Origin of the sequence: Streptomyces fractus (assembly GCF_049844455.1) — a bacterium.
GTDB lineage: Bacteria > Actinomycetota > Actinomycetes > Streptomycetales > Streptomycetaceae > Streptomyces > Streptomyces fractus.
On the sequence record NZ_JBMYHI010000002.1, the window covers coordinates 4,555,745 to 4,579,567 of the forward strand.

26 protein-coding genes and 1 tRNA gene are annotated in these 23,823 nt (G+C 70.5%); 19 read left to right on the plus strand and 8 right to left on the minus strand.

Annotated features, from left to right (window positions below; all coding sequences use genetic code 11):
* A complete protein-coding gene (locus ACP4E5_RS22610) occupies positions 1 to 702 on the plus strand; it encodes a sensor domain-containing protein (protein WP_425831452.1) in 702 nt (233 codons plus the stop codon).
* Here ACP4E5_RS22610 and ACP4E5_RS22615 read toward each other — a convergent pair.
* Entirely contained in the window at positions 679 to 2,625 is a 1,947-nt protein-coding gene (locus tag ACP4E5_RS22615; RefSeq protein ID WP_425831454.1) for a propionyl-CoA synthetase, read from the minus strand. The two genes, ACP4E5_RS22610 and ACP4E5_RS22615, sit on opposite strands and share 24 nt — an antisense overlap.
* A gap of 33 nt (positions 2,626 to 2,658) precedes the next feature.
* Positions 2,659 to 3,000, minus strand: a complete 342-nt coding sequence (locus tag ACP4E5_RS22620) for a cupin domain-containing protein (protein WP_425831456.1) — start codon at positions 2,998 to 3,000, stop codon at positions 2,659 to 2,661.
* Between the two features lie 136 nt (positions 3,001 to 3,136).
* Between ACP4E5_RS22620 and ACP4E5_RS22625 the strand changes: the two genes are divergently transcribed.
* The 5 genes from ACP4E5_RS22625 to ACP4E5_RS22645 all read left to right on the plus strand — a co-directional run bounded on the left by ACP4E5_RS22625 (position 3,137) and on the right by ACP4E5_RS22645 (position 5,770).
* Positions 3,137 to 3,736: an HhH-GPD-type base excision DNA repair protein gene (locus ACP4E5_RS22625; RefSeq protein ID WP_425841571.1), complete on the plus strand. Its 600-nt coding sequence runs from the start codon at positions 3,137 to 3,139 to the stop codon at positions 3,734 to 3,736.
* 133 nt (positions 3,737 to 3,869) lie between these two features.
* Complete coding sequence (locus ACP4E5_RS22630) at positions 3,870 to 4,229, plus strand: hypothetical protein (protein WP_425831458.1); 360 nt, start codon at positions 3,870 to 3,872, stop codon at positions 4,227 to 4,229.
* Positions 4,230 to 4,289: 60 nt separating this feature from the next.
* Positions 4,290 to 4,427 (plus strand): hypothetical protein, encoded by a 138-nt coding sequence (locus tag ACP4E5_RS22635; protein WP_425831460.1) that lies wholly within the window; start codon positions 4,290 to 4,292, stop codon positions 4,425 to 4,427.
* Positions 4,428 to 4,695: 268 nt separating this feature from the next.
* On the plus strand, positions 4,696 to 4,992 hold the full coding sequence (locus ACP4E5_RS22640; RefSeq protein WP_003955420.1) for a type II toxin-antitoxin system VapB family antitoxin: 297 nt from the start codon (positions 4,696 to 4,698) through the stop codon (positions 4,990 to 4,992).
* A 127-nt stretch (positions 4,993 to 5,119) separates the two neighbouring features.
* Complete coding sequence (locus ACP4E5_RS22645) at positions 5,120 to 5,770, plus strand: LytR C-terminal domain-containing protein (protein ID WP_425831462.1); 651 nt, start codon at positions 5,120 to 5,122, stop codon at positions 5,768 to 5,770.
* Positions 5,771 to 5,848: 78 nt separating this feature from the next.
* On the opposite strand, the gene upp is transcribed toward ACP4E5_RS22645, so the two are convergent.
* Entirely contained in the window at positions 5,849 to 6,484 is a 636-nt protein-coding gene (upp, locus tag ACP4E5_RS22650) for a uracil phosphoribosyltransferase (RefSeq protein ID WP_425831464.1), read from the minus strand.
* Between the two features lie 128 nt (positions 6,485 to 6,612).
* On the opposite strand from upp, the gene ACP4E5_RS22655 reads away from it, so the two are divergent.
* From ACP4E5_RS22655 to ACP4E5_RS22670, 4 genes are all read left to right on the plus strand, one after another.
* Positions 6,613 to 6,858 (plus strand): hypothetical protein, encoded by a 246-nt coding sequence (locus ACP4E5_RS22655; protein WP_425831466.1) that lies wholly within the window; start codon positions 6,613 to 6,615, stop codon positions 6,856 to 6,858.
* Between the two features lie 207 nt (positions 6,859 to 7,065).
* Positions 7,066 to 7,620: a tRNA adenosine deaminase-associated protein gene (locus ACP4E5_RS22660; protein WP_425831468.1), complete on the plus strand. Its 555-nt coding sequence runs from the start codon at positions 7,066 to 7,068 to the stop codon at positions 7,618 to 7,620.
* An 88-nt stretch (positions 7,621 to 7,708) separates the two neighbouring features.
* Positions 7,709 to 8,167: a tRNA adenosine(34) deaminase TadA gene (tadA, locus tag ACP4E5_RS22665; RefSeq protein ID WP_425841574.1), complete on the plus strand. Its 459-nt coding sequence runs from the start codon at positions 7,709 to 7,711 to the stop codon at positions 8,165 to 8,167.
* Positions 8,168 to 8,177: 10 nt separating this feature from the next.
* Positions 8,178 to 8,262, plus strand: a tRNA-Ser gene (locus tag ACP4E5_RS22670).
* 58 nt (positions 8,263 to 8,320) lie between these two features.
* Here the strand turns inward: ACP4E5_RS22670 and ACP4E5_RS22675 are convergent.
* A complete protein-coding gene (locus ACP4E5_RS22675) occupies positions 8,321 to 8,683 on the minus strand; it encodes a hypothetical protein (RefSeq protein WP_425831470.1) in 363 nt (120 codons plus the stop codon).
* 299 nt (positions 8,684 to 8,982) lie between these two features.
* Between ACP4E5_RS22675 and ACP4E5_RS22680 the strand changes: the two genes are divergently transcribed.
* The 9 genes from ACP4E5_RS22680 to ACP4E5_RS22720 all read left to right on the plus strand — a co-directional run bounded on the left by ACP4E5_RS22680 (position 8,983) and on the right by ACP4E5_RS22720 (position 17,617).
* Positions 8,983 to 9,153, plus strand: coding sequence for a hypothetical protein (locus ACP4E5_RS22680; protein WP_266719216.1), 171 nt, complete (start codon positions 8,983 to 8,985; stop codon positions 9,151 to 9,153).
* Positions 9,154 to 9,189: 36 nt separating this feature from the next.
* Positions 9,190 to 9,483, plus strand: coding sequence for a Dabb family protein (locus ACP4E5_RS22685; protein ID WP_425831472.1), 294 nt, complete (start codon positions 9,190 to 9,192; stop codon positions 9,481 to 9,483).
* Positions 9,484 to 9,644: 161 nt separating this feature from the next.
* Positions 9,645 to 10,508, plus strand: coding sequence for an RNA polymerase sigma factor SigF (locus ACP4E5_RS22690; protein ID WP_425831474.1), 864 nt, complete (start codon positions 9,645 to 9,647; stop codon positions 10,506 to 10,508).
* A gap of 247 nt (positions 10,509 to 10,755) precedes the next feature.
* Positions 10,756 to 11,694 (plus strand): RNA polymerase sigma factor SigF, encoded by a 939-nt coding sequence (locus ACP4E5_RS22695; RefSeq protein WP_425831476.1) that lies wholly within the window; start codon positions 10,756 to 10,758, stop codon positions 11,692 to 11,694.
* 109 nt (positions 11,695 to 11,803) lie between these two features.
* On the plus strand, positions 11,804 to 12,727 hold the full coding sequence (locus ACP4E5_RS22700; RefSeq protein ID WP_425831478.1) for a hypothetical protein: 924 nt from the start codon (positions 11,804 to 11,806) through the stop codon (positions 12,725 to 12,727).
* A gap of 298 nt (positions 12,728 to 13,025) precedes the next feature.
* Positions 13,026 to 13,544 (plus strand): MarR family winged helix-turn-helix transcriptional regulator, encoded by a 519-nt coding sequence (locus ACP4E5_RS22705; RefSeq protein WP_425831480.1) that lies wholly within the window; start codon positions 13,026 to 13,028, stop codon positions 13,542 to 13,544.
* Between the two features lie 98 nt (positions 13,545 to 13,642).
* The gene (locus ACP4E5_RS22710; protein WP_483030246.1) at positions 13,643 to 16,081 is read left to right on the plus strand and encodes an MFS transporter; all 2,439 of its coding nucleotides are present in this window, start codon (positions 13,643 to 13,645) and stop codon (positions 16,079 to 16,081) included.
* Between the two features lie 216 nt (positions 16,082 to 16,297).
* Entirely contained in the window at positions 16,298 to 17,116 is an 819-nt protein-coding gene (locus ACP4E5_RS22715; RefSeq protein WP_425831484.1) for a YceI family protein, read from the plus strand.
* A 39-nt stretch (positions 17,117 to 17,155) separates the two neighbouring features.
* A complete protein-coding gene (locus tag ACP4E5_RS22720; protein ID WP_267069817.1) occupies positions 17,156 to 17,617 on the plus strand; it encodes a PPOX class F420-dependent oxidoreductase in 462 nt (153 codons plus the stop codon).
* Between the two features lie 124 nt (positions 17,618 to 17,741).
* On the opposite strand, the gene ACP4E5_RS22725 is transcribed toward ACP4E5_RS22720, so the two are convergent.
* The 4 genes from ACP4E5_RS22725 to ACP4E5_RS22740 all read right to left on the minus strand — a co-directional run bounded on the left by ACP4E5_RS22725 (position 17,742) and on the right by ACP4E5_RS22740 (position 23,797).
* On the minus strand, positions 17,742 to 18,524 hold the full coding sequence (locus ACP4E5_RS22725; protein ID WP_425831486.1) for a TetR/AcrR family transcriptional regulator: 783 nt from the start codon (positions 18,522 to 18,524) through the stop codon (positions 17,742 to 17,744).
* 77 nt (positions 18,525 to 18,601) lie between these two features.
* Complete coding sequence (locus ACP4E5_RS22730; RefSeq protein WP_425831488.1) at positions 18,602 to 20,113, minus strand: MFS transporter; 1,512 nt, start codon at positions 20,111 to 20,113, stop codon at positions 18,602 to 18,604.
* Between the two features lie 79 nt (positions 20,114 to 20,192).
* Positions 20,193 to 22,373 (minus strand): ArnT family glycosyltransferase, encoded by a 2,181-nt coding sequence (locus ACP4E5_RS22735; RefSeq protein WP_425831490.1) that lies wholly within the window; start codon positions 22,371 to 22,373, stop codon positions 20,193 to 20,195.
* Positions 22,370 to 23,797: a bifunctional glycosyltransferase family 2/GtrA family protein gene (locus ACP4E5_RS22740; protein WP_425831492.1), complete on the minus strand. Its 1,428-nt coding sequence runs from the start codon at positions 23,795 to 23,797 to the stop codon at positions 22,370 to 22,372. The genes ACP4E5_RS22735 and ACP4E5_RS22740 overlap by 4 nt, the downstream gene beginning before the upstream one ends.
* Between the last annotated feature and the right edge of the window lie 26 nt (positions 23,798 to 23,823).

A 23,823-nucleotide genomic window follows, 5' to 3' on the forward strand; every position in this document is an offset into this window, starting at 1 on the left:
ATGACCTCGACCACGCTGCCGTACGCGAGCACCACTTCGACCATGCCCCGGGTCCCGGCCCGCTCGGAGGCGCGTCCCGGCTTCTGGCGCGCTCCGTTCGCCGGTGCCACCTATCGGGAGATCGGGTACGCGATCACGTCGCTCCCGGTCGCGATCGCCGGGTTCGTCTTCGCCGTGACGATGTTCAGCCTGGGGGTGAGCACGCTCGTCGTGTGGATCGGGCTGCCGGTCCTCGCGGGGGCACTGGCCGGGGCGCGCGGGCTCGGCGCGGCCGAGCGGGGCAGGGCGCGTGCACTGCTCGGCCTGGACGTGGCGGCGCCCTCCGCTCCGCGCGCCGGGCTGCGCGGGCGGCTCGCCGATGCCGCGGGGTGGAAGGCGCTGCTCTTCCACACGGTGATGTTCCCGTGGCGCGTGCTGTCGTTCGTCCTGTCCGTGACCTTCCTGGTCACCGGCTGGGTGGTCGCGCTCTTCCCGACCTACTCCTGGGTCTTCCACCGCTACGTGGGCTGGCCCGGCTACCGGATCTACGACTTCACGACCGACGCCGGCGTGCACCACGCGTACTACGTGGAGTCGCCCGCCCAGATCGCCGCGGTCTCCGCGATCGGGTTCGTGCTCGTCTTCCTGACGCCGCAGCTGGTGCGCGCCCTGACGAGCCTCGACCGCGTCGCGGTCCGTTCACTGCTCGGCGGCACCCGCTGACCCGCGCGTGAGGATCGGCCGGAGCGCGTCCAGGACCGCTGCGTCATCCACCGTCGACGGCACTGGTTCGTCCAGGCCGTCGGCGATTCCGCGCATCGTCCTGCGCAGGATCTTCCCGGAGCGGGTCTTGGGCAGGGCCGCCACCACGGCGACCTCCTTCAGGGACGCGACGGCGCCGATCCGGTCGCGTACGAGCTGGACGAGTTCCGCCTCGACCACCGACGGGTCCGAAGTGACGCCCGCCTTCAGCACCACCAGTCCGCGCGGCACCTGGCCCTTGAGGGAGTCCGCGACGCCGATCACGGCGCACTCGGCCACGTCCGGGTGGGAGGCGAGCACCTCCTCCATCCCGCCCGTGGACAGGCGGTGCCCGGCGACGTTGATGACGTCGTCCGTCCGCCCCATCACGAACACGTAGCCGTCCTCGTCCACGTGCCCGCCGTCGCCGGTCAGGTAGTAGCCGTCGAACGCCGAGAGGTACGAGGAGACGAAGCGCTCGTCGTCGTTCCAGAGGGTGGGGAGGGAGCCGGGCGGCATGGGGAGGCGGACCACGATCGCGCCGTCCTCGCCGGGCGGCATCGGCTTGCCGTCCCCGTTTACGACGCGCACGTCCCATCCCGGCAGCGGGAACGTCGGGGAGCCCGCCTTGATCGGCGCCGCCTCGATGCCCACCGGGTTCGCGACGATCGGCCAGCCCGTCTCGGTCTGCCACCAGTGGTCGATCACCGGGATGCCGAGCAGTTCGCTCGCCCAGTGGTACGTCTCCGGGTCGAGCCGCTCCCCGGCGAGGAACAGGTACTTCAGGCCGCTGAGGTCGTACGCGCGCGTGAACTCGCCTTCCGGGTCGACCTTCTTGATCGCCCGGAACGCGGTCGGCGCCGTGAACAGCGTCTTCACCCCGTACTCCGCCGCCACCCGCCAGAACTGGCCCGCGTCCGGGGTGCCGACCGGCTTCCCCTCGTAGAGGACGGTCGTGGCACCGGCGAGGAGCGGGGCGTAGACGATGTACGAGTGGCCGACGACCCAGCCCACGTCGGACGCGGTGAACATGGTCTCGCCGGGGCCCACGTCGTACACGGCCTCCATGGACCAGCGCAGCGCCACCGCGTAGCCGCCGCAGTCGCGGACGACTCCCTTGGGTTTTCCGGTCGTTCCGGACGTGTAGAGGATGTACAGGGGGTCCGTCGCCGCCATGGGGACGCAGGGCGCGGGGTGTGCGTCGCGCATCGCCTCCGTCCAGTCCACGTCCCGTCCGGGCGCCAACTCGGCCGGCCCCTCCGGGCGTTGGACGATCACGCAGGCGTCCGGCTTGTGCGTCGCCAGGTCCACCGCCCGGTCGAGAAGCGGCTTGTACGGGACGACGCGCGCCCCCTCGATGCCGCAGGACGCCGATACGACGACCTTCGGTGCCGCGTCGTCGATCCGCACCGCCAGCTCGTTCGCGGCGAAACCGCCGAAGACGACCGAGTGCACCGCCCCGATCCGCGCGCAGGCGAGCATCGCGACGACGGCCTCCGGAACCATCGGCATATAGAGGACGACCCGGTCGCCTCGGGTCACGCCGAGACCGGCCAGTACTCCCGCGAAGCCGGCGACCTGGTCGGTCAACTCCTCGTACGTGTACGTGCGGTTGGTGCCGGTCACCGGGGAGTCGTACACGAGGGCGGGCTGCGCGCCGCGGCCCGCAGCGACGTGGCGGTCGAGCGCGTTGTGGCAGACGTTCAGCTCGCCGTCGGGGAACCAGCGGTGGAAGGGGGCCCGCGAGGAGTCGAGGGCCCTGGTCGGGGGCGTGTCCCAGTCGATCGCGGCGGCCGCGGCGAGCCAGAAGGCCTCGGGGTCGTCGGTGCTCGCTCGGAAGACTTCCTCGTACGACGGCATGCCCGCACTCCTTTGCGCAGAACCCGAACCGCGGAGCCCCGTCAACAGGGCTCCCGTGGCGACGGGAACACGATCAGGTCAGGCGGTGACCGCCGTCAACAGCACCGCCGCGTCCGTCAGCGCGAGAAGCCCGTGCCGTTCCTGCGGGATCGGGTGCAGCTGCCCCTGCGCGAGGGTGACGTCGCCGGAGACCGCGGTGAGGCGGACGCGGCCGCGCAGCACCTGGAGGGTGGCCGCGGGCGGGGCGTTGTGCTCCTCCAGGTTGCTGCCCTCGGTCAGGGCGATGACGCTCTGGCGCAGCAACGGATCTTCCTTGATCAGGAGTTCGGCGCTGCGGCCGTGCTCTGCCTTGCGGGCCGCGGTCAGATGGTCGTCGGCGAGGGCCGCGAGATCGTACGGGGCGGGCGTCGTGGAAGTCATGACGTCAGGGTTACCTCGGACGGCGCCCCTATGCGACGCGACGGCCCCCGATCGTGGCCGCGCGGGGCCACGCCGGGGCGGCACCCCCGGCGTGGCGACGCGGGCGGCCCGGCGCGATCATCGACGTATGAGCCGTATGGACGTCACCCTCCACCTCGCCCAGGAGCCCGCCGCCGACGAACTCCTCGGCCGCAGCCCGCTCGCCGCGCTCGTCGGGATGCTGCTCGACCAGCAGGTACCCATGGAGTGGGCGTTCGCGGGCCCCCGCACCATCGCCGACCGCCTGAACGTCGACGACCTCGACGCGTACGAGATCGCCGCCCAGGACCCCGAGGCCTTCGCCGCGCTGCTCTCCGAGAAGCCGGCCGTGCACCGCTATCCCGGCTCCATGGCCAAGCGCGTGCAGCAGCTGTGCCAGTACCTCGTCGAGCACTATGACGGGGACGCCGCCGCCGTGTGGGAGGGCGTCGACACCGGCAAGGAGGTGCTGCGGCGCCTGAACGAGCTGCCCGGCTTCGGCAAGCAGAAGGCCCAGATCTTCCTGGCCCTCCTCGGCAAGCAGCTCGGAGTGCGGCCCGAGGGCTGGCGCGAGGCGGCGGGCGCGTACGGCGAGCCGAAGGCGTTCCGCTCGGTCGCCGACATCACCGGGCCCGAGTCCCTCACCAAGGTGCGCGCCCACAAGCAGGAGATGAAGGCTGCCGCGAAGGCGGAGAAGGCCGCGAAAGCCGCCAAGTAAGGCCGCCGAGTAGCGGGGCAGTGGGCAGTGGGGCTTGACCGACGTCAGCCGGATGCGGGTCCCGGTAACCCATGAGGGCGGATCTGCGGCTCCGTGGATCGCTTCGTGGCCGGTGGTGGGCAGATGACGGGGCATGAGCGCCGCCGCGTCCGCCGCAGGCCCGGGCCACCGTGCCCAGGGCCTGTTCCGCACGCTCGTGGTGCTGCTCGCCCTGCTGCTCGCGCCGCTAGCCGCCGCACCCGCCGTGGCCTCTGCGTCGCCGCCCGCCGCTTCCTCGTCTCCTTCCTCTTCCTCCTCCTGCGAGCCGGGCGAGGGGACCAGGGACGCCTCCGATGAGGCCCTCCGGCTGCCGACGGGACACCCCGTCCGGCTCCTCACGACGCCGCCCTCGTGCGCCTCACCGCGCCCCCTGGCCGCCACGCGCCCCGACACCACGGCGCACCCCGCGCCGCCGTCCCACCGCGCCCTGCGCACCGTCGTCCTGCGCTGCTGACGGGCCCCGCCCCGTCAGCACTCACGCACGTACGACCTCGAAAAGGACGGCAGCACCCTCATGCCCAAGGACCCCTACGCGCTCCTGCGCGCCCTGATGCGCGCGGAGGCCGCACGCGGCCAACGCGCCGCCACGGAGAAGACGCCCCCGCCCGCCACGCGCGAGCGGCGGACACCCGGCAAGAAGAACGACCGCTGAAACCGGTTCCCCGCGCCCCCGCACGGGACGCGGGGAACCACCCGTCGAACCACCCGTCGAACCACCCGTCAACGAAGCGCGGGCGACTACCCCGGAAGGGCCACGAACACGCCCGCCTTTCACCAACTCACCTACGACGCCACTCATTTCAGGCCCCTGTGCATGGCTCGACTGGACCCGGTTGGAGCCGGTTCAGCACGGTATTTCCGGGCTGCGTACCGCGTCCCCATGGCTGCGCCCGGAGAGCCTCGCCCGGTAGGCTTTCCGTGTGATCTTCAAGCGCATCGGAAACGGCCGGCCGTACCCCGACCACGGCCGGGAAAGCACCCGGCAGTGGGCGGACGTCGCGCCGCGCCCGGTCCGCCTCGATCAGCTGGTGACGACCAAGGGCCAGCTCGATCTGGAGACCCTGCTCGCCGAGGACTCGACGTTCTACGGCGACCTCTTCGCGCACGTCGTGAAGTGGCAGGGCGATCTCTACCTGGAGGACGGCCTGCACCGCGCCGTGCGCGCCGCGCTCCAGCAGCGCCAGGTGCTGCACGCACGCGTGCTCGAACTCGGCTGACGGTCCGGGCCGACCGCACTTCGGGCTGACGGCGCCTCAGGGCCGTATTGGCCCTTTTGGGTTGGACTGAGCGACTGACCGTGATCATTTAATAGGCATCATCGCCGCACAGGATTACGCTGCGCTCATGAGCATGCTCACTCCACCCGGCATGGGCGGCAAGTACCGCATCACCGGGGACAAATACCCCCGCATGCGGCGCGGGCGTCCGCGCAGCAGGATCGTGCTCGCGGTCGTCGCGTCCGTCGCCGCGATCGGGCTGATCGGCTGGGGCTCGTTCCAGCTGGTCGACGTCTTCACGGGGGGCGACAAGGCCAGCGCGGCGGGGGCGAAGTCCGGCGCCTGCGAGAAGCGGCCGAGCGCGTCGCCCTCCTCGGGCAAGGCGGCCCAGAAGCTGCCGAACCCCTCCCAGATCACGGTGAACGTCCTGAACGCCACGGCCCGCGGCGGCCTGGCCAAGGACACCGCGGACGAGCTGAAGAAGCGCGGCTTCAAGATCGGTGACGTGGGCAACGCGACGAAGGCGTACGACAAGAAGGTCAAGGGCCCCGGCATACTGCTCGGCGCCTCGGCGGCCACGGACGCCGCCCTCCCGGTCCTCGGTACGCAGCTGACCGGCGCGGAGCTGAAGGCGGACAAGCGCGCGAAGCCGACCGAGGTCGACCTGATCATCGGCTCCGGCTTCAAGAAGCTCACGAAGAAGCCGGCCGCCGACAAGGCGCTGTCGGCGCTCAGCCACCCGAAGCCGTCGGCGTCCGCGTCCGCCCCGGGCTGCTGACCTCCGAAAACCGAAAAGCCGCGGACGACCGTCCGCGGCTTTTTCCGTTCCCGTACGGCGTCTCCCGTACGGCGTCGGCTACTCGGCGACCCCGTACATCCGGTCCCCGGCGTCGCCGAGGCCCGGGACGATGTAACCGTGCTCGTTGAGCCGCTCGTCGACCGAGGCCGTCACGACGGTGACCGGCGTGCCGGCCAGCTCGCGCTCCATGATCTCGACGCCCTCGGGGGCGGCGAGCAGCACCACGGCCGTGACGTCGTCGGCGCCGCGCTTGATCAGTTCCTCGATCGCCGCGACGAGCGTGCCGCCCGTGGCGAGCATCGGGTCCAGGACGTACACCTGGCGCCCGGAGAGGTCGTCCGGCATCCGCGTCGCGTACGTCGCGGGCTGCAGCGTCTCCTCGTTGCGGACCATGCCGAGGAAGCCCACCTCTGCGGTCGGCAGGAGCCGCACCATGCCGTCGAGCATGCCGAGGCCCGCGCGCAGGATCGGCACCACCAGGGGGCGCGGGTACGACAGCTTGACGCCGGTCGTCCGCGAGACGGGGGTGTCGATGTCGACCTGCTCGGTGCGCACGTCCCGGGTGGCCTCGTAGGCGAGCAGGGTGACCAGCTCGTCGGCCAGGCGCCGGAAGGTCGGGGAGTCGGTGCGCTGGTCGCGCAGCGTGGTGAGCTTGTGCGCCACCAAAGGGTGGTCGACGACGTGGATCCGCATGTCCTCAACAGTAACCGGGCCACAGGGCCGCGGCTCCCCCGTGCGGTGGCATCAACGGCCGGTACGGAGGGAAGGTGGAAGGGACTCGCCGACTGGCGCCGACTGGGCGGACTGGGGTGGTGTGGCCGATGGCGGACGAGAAGCGTCGGGAGCGGTCCGAGCGGGAGACGGGCGGGGCGGGGGCCGGGCCCGAGCCGAGGACGGGGCCGGATCCGGGGTCGGCGCAGGAGACGGACGCCGAGCGCAGGCGCAGGCGGGCCCTGTTCCTGCGGGAACTGACCGAGGCGCGGGAGCTGCGTGCCAGGGTCCAGCCGCGCCGCGCCCGGGCCGCGCGGATGCGACAGCAGATGCGTATGCGCACGTTTCGCTGGTGACGGGCCCCGCCGATCCGGCCAGGAGCCCCGCCTCACGGGACCTCCGCAGAGGACGCGCCACGAACACAGCGCGCGGAAGACCTCTCTTGGAGCCGGACTTTCTGCCACGATTCCGAGTGGGCGGGGCTTGAACTACACTCCCCGCCTCCACAACTCCGCCGGGGGGATTCCCGACCGGCACCCCTCGAGACCAGTGGGAGAGTCACGGTGTACTTCGCCGCACTGCTCGCGCGCACCGAAGACGGGTGGGAAGCGAGCGACACAGAGCTCGACGACGTGGAGACCCTGTCGGACCTGTCCGACCTGGCCCGCGAGGCGGCGGCCGAGGCCGGCGCCGAGGACGACACGATCCTCGTCTTCATCGAACAAGAGGACGCCTGGTTCGGCGTCGTCCGTATCGACGGCGAGGAGGACCCTCGCATCTACGTCTCCGACGCGGCCGCGGCCGCCCGCAGCAGCTACGGCGAGATCCTGCTCACCGACGAGCTGCTCGGCAAGGCTCCGGACGGTTCGGACGCCGTCGACGATCTGGACGCCCTGGACCTGGACGGGACGGAGGACGGCGAACCGGACGTCGAGGTGGTGTCCGACGACGAGGCCCCCGAAGCCGAGGTGGTGCCGCCCGGCCCGCTCGGTGACAGCGACGTCCTGGCCGACCTGGGCGTCCCGGAGAAGGATCTGCTGACCCTCGACGGGTCGGACGCGCTGAGCGAGATCGCCGACGCCCTGGGGGCATCGGAGGTCCTCGAAACGGTGCGCTGACCGCCACGGGGATAGATTCCTCGCCGTGACCCCCTCCGACGCCGCCGCTTCCGCCCCCGATCCCGTACGAGACCCCTGGAAGCCGCCGATGCGGCAGGCCCTGGCCGAGGCCGGGCTCGCCGCGGCGGGCGGTGACGTGCCCGTCGGCGCCGTCGTGCTGGCGCCGGACGGGACCACCGTGCTCGCGCGGGCGCACAACGAGCGGGAGCTGACCGGGGATCCGACCGCGCACGCCGAGGTGCTGGCGCTGCGCGGGGCCGCGCGCGAGGTCGGAGAGTGGCGGCTGACCGGCTGCACGCTCGTCGTCACCCTGGAGCCGTGCACCATGTGCGCGGGCGCGCTCGTGCAGTCCCGCGTCGACCGGGTCGTCTACGGGGCCCGGGACGAGAAGGCGGGGGCGGCCGGTTCGCTGTGGGACGTGATCCGCGACCGGCGGCTCAACCACAGGCCCGAAGTGATCTCCGGGGTGCTGTCCGAGGAGTGTGCGACGCAGCTCACTCGCTTCTTCAGGGATACGGATTTCGGACCACGGCCCACCTTGGGCTAGAGTTCCTCTCGGTAGCGTGTCCGAGCGGCCGAAGGAGCTCGCCTCGAAAGCGAGTGTGGGGAAACTCACCGTGGGTTCAAATCCCACCGCTACCGCAGGTAGACGAAGGGCCCGGTTCATCGAACCGGGCCCTTCGCTTTTGCCCGGCCGCGCTCAGCCGCCCTGCGGCCCCGCCGCGGACGGCCAGGACTGCTGAGCCTGCGCCGGCTGTCCGCCACCGAACCGGACCTCGGACAACGCCTTCTTCACCGGAACCTTGGCCAGATAGCCGGAGCCGAAACAGATGTTCTGCACCACGTACCAGAACTTCTCGGCGCTGGTCATCTCGCAGAGCCCGTACTCGCTGAGGGCCTTCTTCGACGGGATCTTCGCGAAGTAGGCGGCCGCGAACCAGATGCATCCGAGGATGTGCCAGAACGATTCCGCGCCGGTGAAGGCAGGAACACGGAAAAGCCCCCGTACCTCTTCAGAGGTGTCGGGGGCTTCACGTTCTGTTTGGGGCGGGGGGAGTGGCATCGGGGGGACAAACCACTCCCCCCGACGAGGACGGACTCCCGTAGTCCGCGCCGCTTCAGGGGGAAGATGCGGCGCGGACCCCGCAGTCGGGGTCGCGTCCCTGCCCTTCGGATTCCTGCCAGACCCTCCGGGCTCATCACCAATACTGCCCCTTTGCGGGGGTGCGGGAAGTCGGCAAAGGACCCACAACCGGAGGCCGTTGGTCCTTAAAGGTCGCGTCGGTGATCGTCCGCGTTAGACTCGCCGCCGGCCGACAGGGGCCGGGCGGGGATCAGACACGGGTACGGGGAGGCAACGTGGTGCAGTCGAAGAAAGTCGCGCTCTTCGTCGGGGTGGTCTTCGTGCTCTACGTGATCATCACCGACCCCTCCAAAGCCGCCGATTACGTCCAGATAGGGTTCGAAGGCGTATCGTCCGCCGCCCAGTCCATAGGCGACTTCATGACCTGGGTCGTCAACGGCGGGAAGTAGCGGCAAGCCACCCGTCAGCACCCCAGGGAGCACCCCGTGATCCGCCATCTGGTCCTTTTCAAGCTCAACGACGGCGTGAGCCGTGACGAACCGCGCGTGGCCGAGGGCGTCGAGGCCTTCCGCACGCTGGGCGGGAAGATCCCCGAGCTGAAGTTCTGGGAGTGCGACTGGAACATCACCGACCGGCCGATCGCCTACGACTTCGCGATCAACTCGGCCGTCGAGGACACCGACGCCCTGAAGCGGTACATCGAGCACCCCGCGCACCAGGAGGGCGTCGCGCTGTGGCGCGAGTTCGCCACGTGGGTGATCGCTGACTACGAGTTCTGAGCCCCCGCTCCGGACCGTCACACCTTCGAGAAGCCTCTCACCGGAACGGTGAGGGGCTTTCGCGCGTCCTGGACCCCCTCTCGTACCCCAACTCAGGCTTCAACACGGAGTTATGCGGTGCTTGCACACAGTGCACATGTCTTGTGATGCTATGACCGCTTTTGACCGATGAGTTGACGGAAACAGAGGTGGAGTTGACCGTGCCGGCCAGTACTGCGCCTCAAGAAGCACCGCCCGAAGCACCGCCCGCCCCCGCGAAGAGCCGGGGCGCCGACGCCCGCGCACTGACCCAGGTCCTCTTCGCACAGATCAAGGACCTCCCGCCGGGCAGCCCCGAGCACTCCCGGGTGCGCGGCGCCCTGATCGAGGCGAACCTGCCACTGGTGCGCTACGCGGCCGCCCGCTTCCGCAGCCGCAACGAGCCGATGGAGGACGTCGTCCAGGTCGGCACCATCGGCCTCATCAACGCCATCGACCGCTTCGACCCGGACCGCGGCGTCCAGTTCCCGACCTTCGCGATGCCCACGGTCGTCGGCGAGATCAAGCGGTACTTCCGCGACAACGTCCGCACCGTGCACGTACCGCGCCGCCTGCACGAGCTGTGGGTGCAGGTCAACGGCGCGACCGAGGACCTGACGACGGCCTTCGGGCGCTCCCCGACCACCGCCGAGATCGCCGAGCGGCTGCGGATCGGCGAGGACGAGGTGCTCGCCTGCATCGAGGCGGGCCGCTCGTACCACGCGACGTCCCTGGAGGCGGCGCAGGAGGGCGACGGGATGCCGGGACTGCTCGACCGGCTCGGCTACGAGGACCCGGAGCTGGACGGCGTCGAACACCGCGATCTCGTGCGGCACCTCCTCGTACAGCTGCCCGAGCGGGAGCAGCGCATCCTTTTGCTCCGCTACTACAGCAATCTGACGCAATCTCAGATCAGCGCGGAGCTGGGTGTCTCGCAGATGCACGTGTCAAGACTCCTCGCCCGCAGCTTCGCTCGACTTCGGTCCGCAAACAGGATCGATGCCTAGCTCGATCGGGTAGACAAGGCCCGCGGGGCATTTCCCGCGGGAATCGGCGCCATCTCCCGCCACACCCCCTGCTTCCTGCACCGATCCATCCCATACATGTCGACATGTCACTACAGCGTGTTGCCGACATGTGACATTCTGCTGGAACGGCGTTTGGCGCAGCCCCGCGTCCGGTATTCAGGTGGAGGCTGCGCTCTTACCTGACGGGAGCGTCCGCCGCGACCGTCCGCGACCTCAAGGGGGTGGCATGTCCGCAGACCAGGGCAGCTCGAAGGTGCTCACGCTCACGCCCGGCGCGCCCGCCGCGACCGATGACCTGAGCGAGCAGACGCCTGCCGCGCTGATCGACGCTCCTGTTCCCGCTTCGGTTCCGGCCCAGGCCGCCGAGAGCCCCGAGGTGTCCGTGACACCTCCGACGAGCGGGTCCATCGACACCCGCACGCTGTCCCGTTCCCTGTTCCTGCGCCTTGCCACGCTCGACGAGAACAGCCCGGAGCGGGCGTACGTCCGCGACACCCTGATCGAGCTGAACCTGCCGCTGGTGCGCTACGCGGCGGCCCGCTTCCGCAGTCGCAACGAGCCGATGGAGGACATCGTCCAGGTCGGCACGATCGGTCTGATCAAGGCGATCGACCGTTTCGACTGCGAACGGGGCGTGGAGTTCCCGACGTTCGCGATGCCGACGGTCGTCGGTGAGATCAAGCGGTTCTTCCGGGACACCTCGTGGTCGGTGCGCGTGCCGCGCCGCCTCCAGGAGCTGCGGCTCGCCCTGACCAAGGCCAGCGACGAGCTCGCGCAGAAGCTGGACCGCTCGCCGACCGTCCCGGAGCTCGCCGTGGTGCTCGGCGTCTCCGAGGAGGACGTCGTCGACGGCCTCGCGGTGGGCAACGCGTACACCGCGTCCTCCCTCGACTCGCCCGCACCCGAGGACGACGGCGGCGAGGGCTCCCTCGCGGACCGGCTCGGGTACGAGGACACGGCGCTCGAGGGCGTCGAGTACCGCGAGTCGCTCAAGCCCCTGCTCGCCAAGCTGCCGCCGCGCGAGCGCCAGATCATCATGCTCCGGTTCTTCGCGAACATGACGCAGTCGCAGATCGGCGAGGAGGTCGGCATCTCGCAGATGCACGTGTCCCGGCTGCTCACGCGGACGCTGTCACAGCTGCGGGAAGGCCTCATCGCCGACTGACACGGCCGACCGACCCGCAGACCGACCCCGCAGAGCGATCCCGCCGGCCGATCCGCGCGGCCCGGTCTGCGGGGTTCCGATTTGACGGTGCGTCAGACACACTGGCGCGATGCTGCGGACTTGGTTGATCGGTCACAGGAAGGTCGCCGTCGGGGCCGCTTCGGTCGCCGCGGTGTGCGTGAGCGCGGGCGCCGTCGTCGCCCTCGACGGTGGCGGCGGGCGCGACGCGTACGTGGCCGTGGGCGCGGCGGGAGCGGCGCCCACCACACCGGGCGACCGGGTCGCGCCCACCGGCAAGGTGGAGCTCGTACCGCTGGACTCTCCGGCGGCGGACGCCCCTGGCGGCTCGGACTCCTCCGGGAAGGGCGCGACGGGCAAGGCCGGCGGGGACAAGGGCACGGAGAGCGGTGCGGACGCGGGCGGCGCCCCTCCGGCCGCCGACGTCCCCGGCGAATCCCCCGGCGCCGGCTCCGACGGCACACCGTCCGCCACCGACAACCCCTCCGGCGGCTCCAGTGACTCAGGAAGCGCCGCGGGTTCCGGGAGCGCCGCCGCCGACCGTGGCGACACCCCCTCGTCGTCGCCCTCGGCCCCCGCGGGCCCCGCCGCGCTCAAGACGGTCGGCGACCCCGTGCTCAAGGACGCCGACAAGCGCTGGTGTCAGGACGTGACGCTGACCCTGCACAACTCCGGTGGCAGCCCGGTGCGTTCGGGCACCGTGACCTTCGAGACGCACGTGATCGGCGCCCTCGGCATCGACTGGTCGACCATCGACGTCAAAAAGAAGCTCCCGTCCCCATCGGGGCCGGGGAGAAGAAGCGGAAGACGTGGACCGTGTGCGTCGACGAGTGGCGGGTGCCGCTCGGGATGCGGCTCGAGACCAAGGACGTCGACGTCGACTGGAAGTGAACTGCCTCCAGGAACCGTCTACTTGAGCGCCAGCCAGGCCACGCCCGCCACCACGATGATCGCGAGCACGATGCCGATGATCAGGCCGACGCTTGGACCGGACTTCGCGGCGGCCGCCTGCTGACGCGCGGGAGGCTGTTCGTCGACGAAGGCGCGGAACATCTGGGTGTTGCCCGCGGGGTCGTTGGTGCCCTGGGGGCCGGGGCCTTGGGGGTTGTTAGCCATGGGCCAGGACCCTAGCGAATTGCAGCGACGTACGCCACAGTCCGCATGTACGCCGCCTGAGCTGCGACTTTACTGATTTGCACTCGATCTTTGCCGCGATTTTATTCTCGATCACCCGGTTTCGTTTGCCTGTGGCAACCAACTGCTTCTATGGTTGCCCTAAGCAACAAATAAAGATCTTTTGGTCAGGAGGTGCCGTGGCCACACAACGTCACTACGACGAGCTGGCGCGACAGATGGGCGCCTTCGGATCCGTCAAGAGGGACATGGCGCGGATTCTTCCGCACGACTGCCAACCGAGTTCGGCCGCGGTCCTGGCGCTGCTCAAGCACTACGGCGACATGCGGATGAGCCGCATGGCCGAGCTGCTCGCCGTGGACGTCTCCGTGGCCAGCCGGCACGTGGCACACGTCGCCAACCGCGGCTGGATCGAGCGCCATCCCGACCCCGCTGACAAACGTTCGCGCATCCTCAGCCTCACCGACAAAGGCTCGAAGCAGCTGGAGGTGCTCAACGAACTGAGCATCCAACTGCTCGCCGACCGGCTGAGCGACTGGTCCGACGACGAGGTCGATCAGTTGATCGCCCTCATGACGCGACTGCGCGACAGCTTCGGCGACTGCCGTACCACGGGGTCCCGAGCGACGGTTCCGCAGGCCGCCACCGAGCCGATCGCCCAGTCGACGGCTCGGACCACCACCCGTACACCCGCGTAAGACGTAAGAAAAGGAATCCCATGGCAACAACCACACCATCCGGTGTGCGGGGCAGCCATCCCAAGCATTCAGGGGCCGCCCCCGAAGCGGGTGCCCCGATGTCACACCGGCAGGTCATGGAGGCGCTGTCCGGGCTGCTGCTCGGCATGTTCGCCGCCATCGTCTCGTCGACGATCGTCACCAACGCCCTGCCGAAGATCATCGGCGATCTGGGCGGTGGCCAGTCCGCTTACACCTGGGTCGTCACGGCTTCCCTGCTCGCCATGACCGCCACCACGCCCCTCTGGGGCAAGATGGCGGACCTGTTCAGCAAGAAGGCCCTGGTCCAGATAGCCCTGGTCGTCTACGTGGTGGGTTCGGTCGTCGCCGGCCTCTCGCAGAACCCGGGCATGCTGATCACCGCCCGTGCCATCCAGGGCATGGGCGCCGGCGGTCTGTCCGCCCTGGCGCAGATCATCATGGCCGCCATGATCGCCCCGCGTGAGCGCGGTCGTTACTCCGGCTACCTCGGCGCCACGTTCGCCGTCGCCACCGTCGGCGGTCCGCTGCTCGGCGGTGTCATCACCGACACCGACTGGCTCGGCTGGCGCTACTGCCTCTTCGTCGGTGTGCCCTTCGCACTGATCGCCCTGATCGTGCTCCAGAAGACGCTGCACCTGCCGGTGATCAAGCGGAAGGTGAAGGTCGACTGGGCCGGCGCCTTCTTCATCACCGCCGCGGTCTGCCTGCTGCTCCTCTGGGTGACCTTCGCCGACGACAAGTACGACTGGCTGTCGTGGCAGACGTACACGATGGTCGGCGGCGCGATCGTGCTGGCGCTGATCTTCACGCTCGTGGAGACCAAGGCCAGCGAGCCGATCATCCCGCTGCGGCTCTTCAAGAACCGCACGATCACCCTGGCGTCGCTCGCCTCGCTGTTCGTCGGTGTCGCGATGTTCGCGGGCACCGTCTACTTCTCGCAGTACTTCCAGCTGGCGCGCGGCAAGACGCCCACGATGTCGGGTGTCATGACGATCCCGATGATCGGTGGCCTGTTCGTCTCCTCCACCGTCTCCGGCCAGATCATCACCCGGACCGGCAAGTGGAAGGCCTGGCTCGTCGCCGGCGGTCTGTTCCTGACCGCGGGTCTGGGGCTGCTCGGCACCATCGAGTACGACACCCCGTACTGGCGCGTCGCGATCTGGATGGCGCTGCTCGGTCTCGGCGTCGGCATGATGATGCAGAACCTCGTGCTGAGCACGCAGAACCAGGTCGCCCCCCAAGACCTCGGTTCCGCGTCCTCGATGGTGACCTTCTTCCGGTCCCTCGGCGGCACGATCGGCGTCTCGGCGCTCGGCTCCGTGATGACCAGCCGCATCAGCACCCACGCCACCGACACCATCGGCTCCCTCAGCCCGGAGGCGCGGCAGGCGGCCGGCAAGGCCATGGGCGGCGGTTCGCTGCCGGACATGTCCGTGCTGCCCGGTCCGATCCGCGAGTGGCTGGAGGCCGCGTACGGGAGCGGCATCGCCGACATCTTCCTGTACGCCGCGCCGGTCGCGTTCCTGGCATTCATCTTCACGATCTTCATCAAGGAGGTTCCCCTGCGTACCACCGGAGCCCTCGAACAGGCCGCGCAGGGCGATTCGACGCCCGCCGCCGCGCCTGCCCAGGCCGCTGCCCCCGCGCCCGCGCCGGAGCAGGTGCCGAGCCTCGTCGGTGCGGGTCGGCCCGCGGCCGACACCCAGACCCAGCGGCTCGCGGCCGTCGCCGCCACCGCCGGTGACGGGGCCGTCGGCGGCACCCCGGTCCGCGGCTTCGTCCGCGGCGCCGAGTCCGCCCCGGTGCCGCGCGCCGCGGTCACCCTGATCTCCCTCGGCGGCCGTCAGCTGGGCCGTGCCGTGGCCCAGGGCGACGGCTCGTACAGCGTCGACGCCCCCGGTGCCGGCTCTTACGTCCTGATCGCCTCGGCCGACGGCTACCAGCCGCAGGCCTCCACCGTCCTGGTGGGCGAGGAGTCGGTCACGTACGACATCCTGCTCAGCGGGACCAGCGGCCTCACCGGTGTGGTGCGGGCCAGCGAGACCAAGGCGCCGGTCGCCGGGGCGATGGTCATCGTCACCGACGTCCGCGGCGATGTGCTCGCCACCGGTCAGTCAGGGCCGGGCGGCGAGTTCACCTTCGCCGAGCTGGTCCCTGGCCCGGTCACCGTGGCCGTGAACGCGCCGGGTCACCGCCCGACCGCGCTCCCGGTCGAGGTCACCGGCTCCGGTGTCACCCGCATCGAGATCGACCTGCACTCCGGCTCCCAGGTCCAGGGCACCATCCGGGCCGCGGGCCGCGCGCTGAACGACGCGCGTGTCACGCTGGTGGACGCCGCGGGCAACGTGGTCGCCACCGCCACCACCGGCGACGACGGCGCGTACGCCTTCACCGACCTGGACGGCGGCGAGTACACCGTGATCGCGACCGGCTACCCGCCGGTGGCCACCGGCCTCAGCGTGAACGGCAGCGGCGTCGACGGCCACGACATCGAACTCGCGCACCCCGGCGAGTAATTGAGCCCCGGGCCACCTGAATGAGCGGTTCGCGCTTTGAGCGGACGTGAATCGCACAGGCCCGGTTGTGAGAATGGGCCCCGGGACCGGCGGCGTCGCCATCGGCAGGGGACGGCCGAGACGCACGTCGACCGGGGCCCGTCCACGTACGGACGACCTTCCGGAGCACTCCGGATTCCGTACGTGACTGAGAACTTGAGCTAGGAGAGCAAAAGCATGGGACTGAGCGCGCGGATCCGCACGCGGGACGGGTGGGCCCTGCCGCACGCCGTCGTCACGGTGACCGACATGACCGGATCGCAGGTGCTGCGGGCCGAGGCCGATGACGAGGGCGCCGTGCACGACCCGGCCGCGCTCGCGCCCGGTCCCTACACGGTGATCGTGACCGCTGTCGGCTACGCCCCCGCCGCCTCCACCGCGATGGTGACGGCGAGCGGACGGGCCGACGTGGGCAGCATCGTGCTGCACCGACAGGGCGGGGCCGAGCTGCCGCCGCCCGGGCCCTGGATGGTCGACCCGGCGCATTCGTCGGTCGCCGCGACGGCGCAGCACCTCGGGATCACGTCCGTGCACGGACGGTTCACCGACTTCACGGCGCGCATCGACATAGCGCAGGACGTGGAGAAGTCGCGGGTCGAGGCCGTCATCAAGTCGGCGTCCATCGACACCGGCAACGGCATGCGGGACGGCCACCTGAAGTCCGCGGACTTCCTGGACGTCGAGACGTACCCGGAGATCACCTACCGGTCGACCGGCATCGACCCCGCGGGCACCGACCGCTGGACCGTGCACGGCCAGCTGAGCCTGCACGGCGTGGCGCGCGAGGTCGACCTCGACCTGAGCTACCTGGGCACGGGCGCCGACCCGTGGGGCGGCACGCGCGCCGCGTTCAAGGCGACGGCCGAGCTGAAGCGCGAGGACTTCGCGATGAACTACAACCAGGTCGTGCAGGCCGGCATCGCCGCGATCGGCGCGACGCTGAAGGTCGAGCTCGACATCCAGGCCGTACAGGGCGACGCGCTGCCGCAGATGTGACGCCTGCGGGTGTCGGTGGCCGGGGTTAGGCTGCGAAGCATGGCTCCGAACATCGCGACCAACACCCGTGTGTCACTGGACGAGTTGCTCGACTTCGTCCGCCCCCGGCACCGCGCCCTCCTCATCACCGCCCGCGCCGACGGGACCCCGCAGGCCTCACCTCTGACCTGCGGGGTCGACGGCGACGGGCGGATTGTTGTTTCCACATACCCGGAGCGGGCCAAGACGCGCAACGCGAAGCGGGATCCGCGCGTCAGCCTCGTCGTGCTCAGCGACGAGTGGAACGGACCGTGGGTGCAGATCGACGGGTCGGCGGAGGTCATCGACTCGCCGGACTCCGTCGAGGCGCTCGTCGAGTACTTCCGGTGCATCTCGGGGGAGCACCCGGACTGGGACGAGTATCGCGAGGCGATGGTCAAGCAGGGGAAGTCGATCATCCGGGTCACTCCGGAGAAGTGGGGGCCGGTTGCCACCGGGGGCTTCCCGGCGAGGTTGGCTTAGGCGGCACCGGCGTTACGGTCTCGGGGCTCTGCCCCGGACCCCGGTCCTCAATCGCCGGACGGGCTTGAAAAATCAAGCCCCGCCGGCGATTGAGGCGCAGGGTCCGGGGCGGAGCCCCGTGGCGTCAAGCGCGGTGGGCCACCAGCGCCTCGATGCCGGCCACCTGGAGGTCCAGCGCCACCCGGAAATCCGCGTCGCGCATCGCGTTCACGTCGCCGCCCTCCTCCACCGCCTCCATCATCCGCTCGGCGTGCGAGAAGTCGTCCGCCATCTCCTCCGGTACGGAGAACGCGGCCATCGCCTTGTGGAAGTACTCGTCCTGCGTGAGGCCCACCTCGGCGCAGCGCTGGCGGAAGTGGCCCTCGATGGTGCCGTAGCCGTAGACGAACTGGAAGACGGAGGAGACGGCGCCGCGCTGCTGGGCGAGCGTGAGCCCGGTGCGGGCGATGACCCGCTGCACCGCCCGCGAGAACAGCAGCGACTTCGGGCCGACGTTCAGGAAGTTGCCGACGAGCGGCGAGATCCACGGGTGGCGCACGAGCAACGTCCGGTAGGTGGCGGCCAGTTCGCGCAGCTGGGTCTGCCAGTCCGGGAGGCGCTCCGCGTCCGTGTCCGGGATCTCCAGCTCGCCGAAGGCCTCGTCGAGGGCGAGTTCGAGGAGGTCGTCCTTGGTGTCGACGTACCAGTACACGGACATCGCGGTGACGCCCAGCTCGCCCGCGAGGCGCCGCATCGAGAACTTGGCGAGCCCCTCCTCGTCCAGGAGCCGCACCGTCGCCCGGGTGATCCGCTCCCGGTCGAGACCGCTGGGCTGCTCGGACCGCCGGCCGCGCGACGCTCTGATCCTGGGCTCCGCGGCGCCATCCGTGTCCTCGAGCCAGACGCTCATCCGCGCTGCCTTCGCCATGGCGTTCCTTCCCAGGGGTTCCTCGTACGCGGGCGGGGCGGGCCTGCGCACAGAACCGCTCCCCGCCCGCACCGATGCTAAGCGGAAGTCGCCGCCGCCGGTCCGGCCCGTTCGGCCCTGCGCAGCAACACCGCCGCGAGCAGGCCGCCCGCGAGCACGGCGACCGCGCCCACCAGTTGGCTGGTCTCGAGACCGGAGGAGAACGCTTCGCTGATACGAGACTTCTCCCCGGCCGAGTCCGCCGCCGCCAGCGCCGCCGGGAACGAGGTCGCGGAGACCGATACGAGCGCCGCGAAACGGGCGTTCAGGACCGCGCCGAGGACGGCGACGCCCAGACCGTTGCCGAACTCCGCGAGCGTGCCGTTGACCCCGGCGCCCACGCCCGCCTTCTCCGGCGGGATCGCGCTCATGATGGCGTTGGCCATGGCGGGCATCGCGAGCGCCATGCCCGCGCCCATGACGATCAGGCCGAGCAGCATGCCGCCGTATCCGTCCCCGCCGAGCAGCGAGATGGCCGCGAGCCCCGCCGCCATGCATGTCATGCCGGCCGCGATGGTGAGCGGTGTGCCCATCCGGGGCAGCAGCCGGGCGCCGACGCCGGTGAGGTTGAGCGCGACGACGGTGAGCGCCATCGGCGCGGTCCGCAGCCCCGCCTCCAACGGGCCGTATCCGAGCAGGAATTGGAGGTGCTGGGTGAGCAGGAACAGCGAGCCGCCCATGCCGAAGGCGACGAGGATCGCGCCGGTCACCGCGCCCGTGAACCTCCGGTCGCGGAAGAAGTGCATGTCGAGCATCGGATACGGGATCCGCAGCTCCCAGGCCACGAAGGCGGCCAGCACGAGGATGCCGATCGCGGCCGAGGTGAGGGTGGCCGCGGACGTCCAGCCGTCGTCGGGGCCCGAGATGATCGCGTAGACGACGCCGGTCATGCCGACGGTGGAGAGCAGCGCGCCGAGCAGGTCGGGGCGGTCGCCGAACGCGTTCTTCGACTCGGGGACCAGGGCGATCACGGCGACGAAGCCGATGAGCGCGACGGGGATGTTGACGAGGAAGATCGAGCCCCACCAGAAGTGGTCGAGCAGCACCCCTCCGACCAGGGGGCCGACGGCGAAGCCGAGCGTGCTGACCGTGGACCACAGGGCGATCGCCCTGACGCGCTCGGCCTCGCTGAAGATCTGCACGACGACCGCGAGCGTCGAGGTCATCATGAGCGCCCCGCCGACCCCCATGCCGGCGCGGGCCGCGATCAGCTGCCCGGTGGATCCCGCGAACGCGGCGGTCAACGAGCCGATGCCGAAGATCGCGAGGCCCGCCGCGAGCATCTTCTTGCGGCCGTACCGATCGGAGGCGCTGCCGGCGGTGAGCAGCAGCCCGGACTGGACGAGCGAGTACGCGCTGATCATCCACTGGATGTCGGACGTCGAGGCCTTCAGCTCCCTGGTGAGGGAGGGGATCGCGACGTTCAGGACGGTGTTGTCGAGCAGCACGGTCAGCTGGGCGAGGCAGATGACGCCGAGGATGAGCCAGCGCTGGGGGTGACCCGCGCCGGCCCGGGGTGCCTGGGTGGCCGGTTCGGCCGTGGGGGCCATGGACACTCCTCTACGGTGTACGGGACTGGTACTTCCCGTACACCGTAGAGGGTGTGTTGTACGCCGTACAAGCGGCTTTCTACTTGGCCTGGGTCAGGTCGTAGAACGTGGCACTGCCGACCGTCACCTTCTTGAAGTTGGCCTTCACCCACGACGTGATCTTGGAGGACGAGCCGGAGCTCGATCCGCCCATGCCGCCGCCGGAGCCGCTGCTGATGAAGTAGTGGATCTTGCCGTCCTCGACGTACTGCTTGAACTGGGCGAGCGTCGGGGAGGGGTCCGTGCCGTTGAAGCCGCCGACCGCCATCACCGGGTCCCCGGTGGCCAGTTGGTAGCTCGCCTGGTTCTGCGAGCCGATCGCGGCCGCGGCCCAGGTGTAGTCCTCGGCGTCCTTCTGGAGCAGCTTCTTGGCCTTGCTGCTGACCTGGGCGCCGTTGAGGAGGCCGCCCATGCCGCCGCCTCGGCCGCCTCCGCCACCACCGGGCATGCCGCCCTGCTTCTGCTTGGCGCCGGGGCTCTTGCTGTTTCCGGTGCTCTGGTTCTTGCCGGTGCCCTGGTTCTGGCCAGGCATGCCGCCGCCGGGGAAGCCGCCGCGCGCGTTGCCGTTGGTGTTGGCCTTGCCGCCGGTCGGGGGCTGGCCCGGCATTCCGCCGCGCTTGCCGCCGCCGGGGAAGCCCTTGCCGCCACCGCCGGGCATCCCACCGCCCATCGCGCTGGCCCCGGAGGGGCCCGCCGTGACGATCGACCCGGTGTGCCCGGTGTTCAGCGTGCTGATGGTGTACGCGGTCGGTGCGGCCAGCGACGCCACCAAACCCAACCCGGCGACGCCGAGCGCCAGTTGACGGTTGAGACGGCCGGCGAAGGCGAGGCCGAGGCCCGCCGCGAGTCCGCCGACGAGCACCGCCCACCGCAGCCACGGCAGGTAGTCCGGGGTCCGCCCGAGGAGCACATAGCCCCACACGGCGGTGGCCGCGACCGAGACGCCCAGCGTCGCCGACACCGTGATCCGCGAGCGCTCCTCCCACAGCACGGTCGCGCCCATGCCGATCAGCGCCGCGATGTAGGGGGCCAGCGCCACCGTGTAGTACTGGTGGAAGATGCCGGCCATGAAGCTGAAGACCAGGCCGGTCATCAGCAGCGAGCCGCCCCACGCGAGGAACGCGGCGCGCGCGGTGTCCGTGCGCCTGGCCTTCCACGTCAGGACCACGCCCGCGACGAAGAGGATCAGCGCGGCCGGGATCAGCCAGGAGATCTGGCTGCCGATCTCGGAGTTGAACATCCGGTCGAGGCCGGTCGCACCCCACTGCCCGGTGCCGCCGCCCGCGCCGCCACCGCCGCCGACGGAGCCGGTCTCGTCGCCGCTGATGCGGCCGAGGCCGTTGTAGCCGAAGGTCAGTTCAAGGAACGAGTTGTTCTGGGAGCCTCCGATGTAGGGCCGCGAGGACGCGGGCCACAGCTCGACGAGGGCCACCCACCAGCCGCCCGCCACGATCATCGCGGCGGCGGACAGGGCCAGTTGACCGAACCGCTTGCGCACCCGGACCGGGGCGAACACCGCGTAGAGAACCGCCAGCGGCGGCAGGATCAGGAACGCCTGCAACGTCTTGGCCAGGAAGGCGAGGCCGACGGCGACGCCCGCCCAGACGAGCCACTTGGTGCGGCCCTTCTCCATGGCGCGCAGCACGCAGTAGACCGTGACGGTCATGAGGAGCGCGAGGATCGCGTCCGGGTTGTTGAAGCGGAACATCAGCGCGGCGACCGGGGTCGTCGCGAAGACCACCATGGTGATCAGGCCCGCGGTGGCGCTGAAGCGGCGGCGTACCGCCGCGTACAGGACGCCGGCCGTGGCCACGCCCATCAGCACCTCGGGGACGAGGATCGCCCACGAGCTCAGGCCGAACACGCGGACCGACAGGCCCATCGGCCACAGCGCGGCCGGCGGCTTGTCGACGGTGATGGCGTTCGCCGCGTCGGACGAGCCGAAGAAGAACGCCTTCCAGCTCTCGCTGCCCGCCTGGGCGGCCGCCGAGTAGAAGGAGTTGGCGTAGCCGGAGGCCGAGAGGTTCCAGAGGTAGGCGGCGGCGATGACGAGGAGCAGGCCGAGGAAGGCCGGGCGCACCCAGCGCGGGTCCTCGGGGCGGCCGCGCCACACGCGCGTCAGGAACTTCGCCTTGGGGCGGCCGTGCCCGGTGCCTGGCGGCGGGGGCTCGGCGGGCGCCGCCTGGGCGACGTCGTCGGTCGTTCGGAGGTCTGTGGTCATCGCTGGATCCTGGAGTCGGAGTCGTCGTGGTGGTGATGCGCGCCGACGGCGTGCATCCGCACGTTCGCGTCGTCCCAGGCCTGCGGAGCCTGCGGAACCTGCGGATTCTTCACGGGCGTCGGGGCCGACGAGGCCTGGTCGGTGCGGTCGTTGAACACCCACGCCCTGAAGAGCAGGAAGCGCAGGATCGTCGCCGCGAGGTTGGCCGCGATCAGCACGATCAGCTCGGTGGAGTGCGCCGGGTTGCCGGAGGCCGCGCTGAGGGCGGCGAGCGAGCCGCTGGTCAGGGCCCAGCCGATGCCGAAGACGACGATGCCCTGGGCCTGGTGGCGTACGGCCTTGTCCCGGCCGCGCACCCCGAAGGTGAGGCGCCGGTTGGCGGCCGTGTTGGCGAGCGCCGAGACGAACAGGGCGAGCGCGTTGGCGAACTGCGCCCCCGAGAACGTACGGAAGCCGGAGTACAGCAACAGGTACAGCAGCGTCGACAGCCCGCCGACGACGCAGAAGCCGAGCAGCTGGCGGGCAAGTCCCTTGGGTACATCGGTGAGTTGACGGTCGCGCGGATCGTCCCCGAAGGGGCGGGCGAGGCGGTCGAGGGCGAGCGAGCCGGTGGCGAGTGCCTTGCCGACGCGCCAGACGCCCTTGAGGTCGTCGGTCGCGGTCTTGACGATGTGCACGGTCGAGTTCGGGTCGTCGACCCAGTCGACGGGCACTTCGTGGATCCGCAGCCCGGCCCGCTCGGCGAGCACCAGCATCTCGGTGTCGAAGAACCAGCCGGCGTCCTCCACCAGCGGCATCAGCACCTGCGCGACATCGCGCCGGATCGCCTTGAACCCGCACTGGGCGTCGGAGAAGCGGGCCTGCAGGGAGCCGCGCAGGATGAGGTTGTACGAGCGCGAGATGAACTCCCGCTTGGTGCCGCGCACCACGCGCGAGCTGCGCGCGAGCCGGGAGCCGATCGCCAGGTCCGAGTGCCCCGAGATGAGGGGCGCGACCAGCGGGAGCAGCGCGTTCAGGTCGGTGGACAGATCCACGTCCATGTACGCGAGGACCGGCGCGTCCGATGCCGACCACACGGTCCGCAGGGCGCGCCCGCGGCCCTTCTGTTCGAGCCGGAAGTTCCGGACCTCGCGGAATTCCTGTGTCAGGCCGTGCGCCACCTGCGGCGTGCTGTCGGTGGAGGCGTTGTCCGCGACGGTGATGCGGAAGGGGTAGGGGAAGGTGCGGACCAGGTGGTGGTGCAGATTGCGCACGCACTCACCGAGGTCCTTCTCCTCGTTGTAGACGGGGATGACAACGTCCAGGACCGGCACATCGCCGCGGCCGGCAGGGAGGTGCTCCCGCGCCGGCAGCGCCCCGAACCTCGCGGAGACGGTGCTCGCGGAAGGGATGGGGTCGATGCCCGGAGAAGAGTCGGTTCGCATGCCAGCGACATTCGCCAACTGCCCTG

Coding starts and splice junctions, on each gene's coding strand:
- ACP4E5_RS22710 (WP_483030246.1), top strand. CDS start 13,643: ATGTCACACCGGCAGGTCATGGAGGCGCTGTCCGGGCTGCTGCTCGGC.
- tadA (WP_425841574.1), top strand. CDS start 7,709: ATGCGGCAGGCCCTGGCCGAGGCCGGGCTCGCCGCGGCGGGCGGTGAC.
- ACP4E5_RS22740 (WP_425831492.1), bottom strand. CDS start 23,797: ATGCGAACCGACTCTTCTCCGGGCATCGACCCCATCCCTTCCGCGAGC.
- ACP4E5_RS22715 (WP_425831484.1), top strand. CDS start 16,298: ATGGGACTGAGCGCGCGGATCCGCACGCGGGACGGGTGGGCCCTGCCG.
- ACP4E5_RS22655 (WP_425831466.1), top strand. CDS start 6,613: ATGGCGGACGAGAAGCGTCGGGAGCGGTCCGAGCGGGAGACGGGCGGG.
- ACP4E5_RS22735 (WP_425831490.1), bottom strand. CDS start 22,373: ATGACCACAGACCTCCGAACGACCGACGACGTCGCCCAGGCGGCGCCC.
- ACP4E5_RS22635 (WP_425831460.1), top strand. CDS start 4,290: ATGCCCAAGGACCCCTACGCGCTCCTGCGCGCCCTGATGCGCGCGGAG.
- ACP4E5_RS22625 (WP_425841571.1), top strand. CDS start 3,137: ATGGACGTCACCCTCCACCTCGCCCAGGAGCCCGCCGCCGACGAACTC.
- ACP4E5_RS22620 (WP_425831456.1), bottom strand. CDS start 3,000: ATGACTTCCACGACGCCCGCCCCGTACGATCTCGCGGCCCTCGCCGAC.
- ACP4E5_RS22695 (WP_425831476.1), top strand. CDS start 10,756: ATGTCCGCAGACCAGGGCAGCTCGAAGGTGCTCACGCTCACGCCCGGC.
- ACP4E5_RS22725 (WP_425831486.1), bottom strand. CDS start 18,524: ATGGCGAAGGCAGCGCGGATGAGCGTCTGGCTCGAGGACACGGATGGC.
- ACP4E5_RS22675 (WP_425831470.1), bottom strand. CDS start 8,683: ATGCCACTCCCCCCGCCCCAAACAGAACGTGAAGCCCCCGACACCTCT.
- ACP4E5_RS22720 (WP_267069817.1), top strand. CDS start 17,156: ATGGCTCCGAACATCGCGACCAACACCCGTGTGTCACTGGACGAGTTG.
- ACP4E5_RS22730 (WP_425831488.1), bottom strand. CDS start 20,113: ATGGCCCCCACGGCCGAACCGGCCACCCAGGCACCCCGGGCCGGCGCG.
- ACP4E5_RS22645 (WP_425831462.1), top strand. CDS start 5,120: ATGAGCATGCTCACTCCACCCGGCATGGGCGGCAAGTACCGCATCACC.
- ACP4E5_RS22610 (WP_425831452.1), top strand. CDS start 1: ATGACCTCGACCACGCTGCCGTACGCGAGCACCACTTCGACCATGCCC.
- upp (WP_425831464.1), bottom strand. CDS start 6,484: ATGCGGATCCACGTCGTCGACCACCCTTTGGTGGCGCACAAGCTCACC.
- ACP4E5_RS22630 (WP_425831458.1), top strand. CDS start 3,870: ATGAGCGCCGCCGCGTCCGCCGCAGGCCCGGGCCACCGTGCCCAGGGC.
- ACP4E5_RS22700 (WP_425831478.1), top strand. CDS start 11,804: ATGCTGCGGACTTGGTTGATCGGTCACAGGAAGGTCGCCGTCGGGGCC.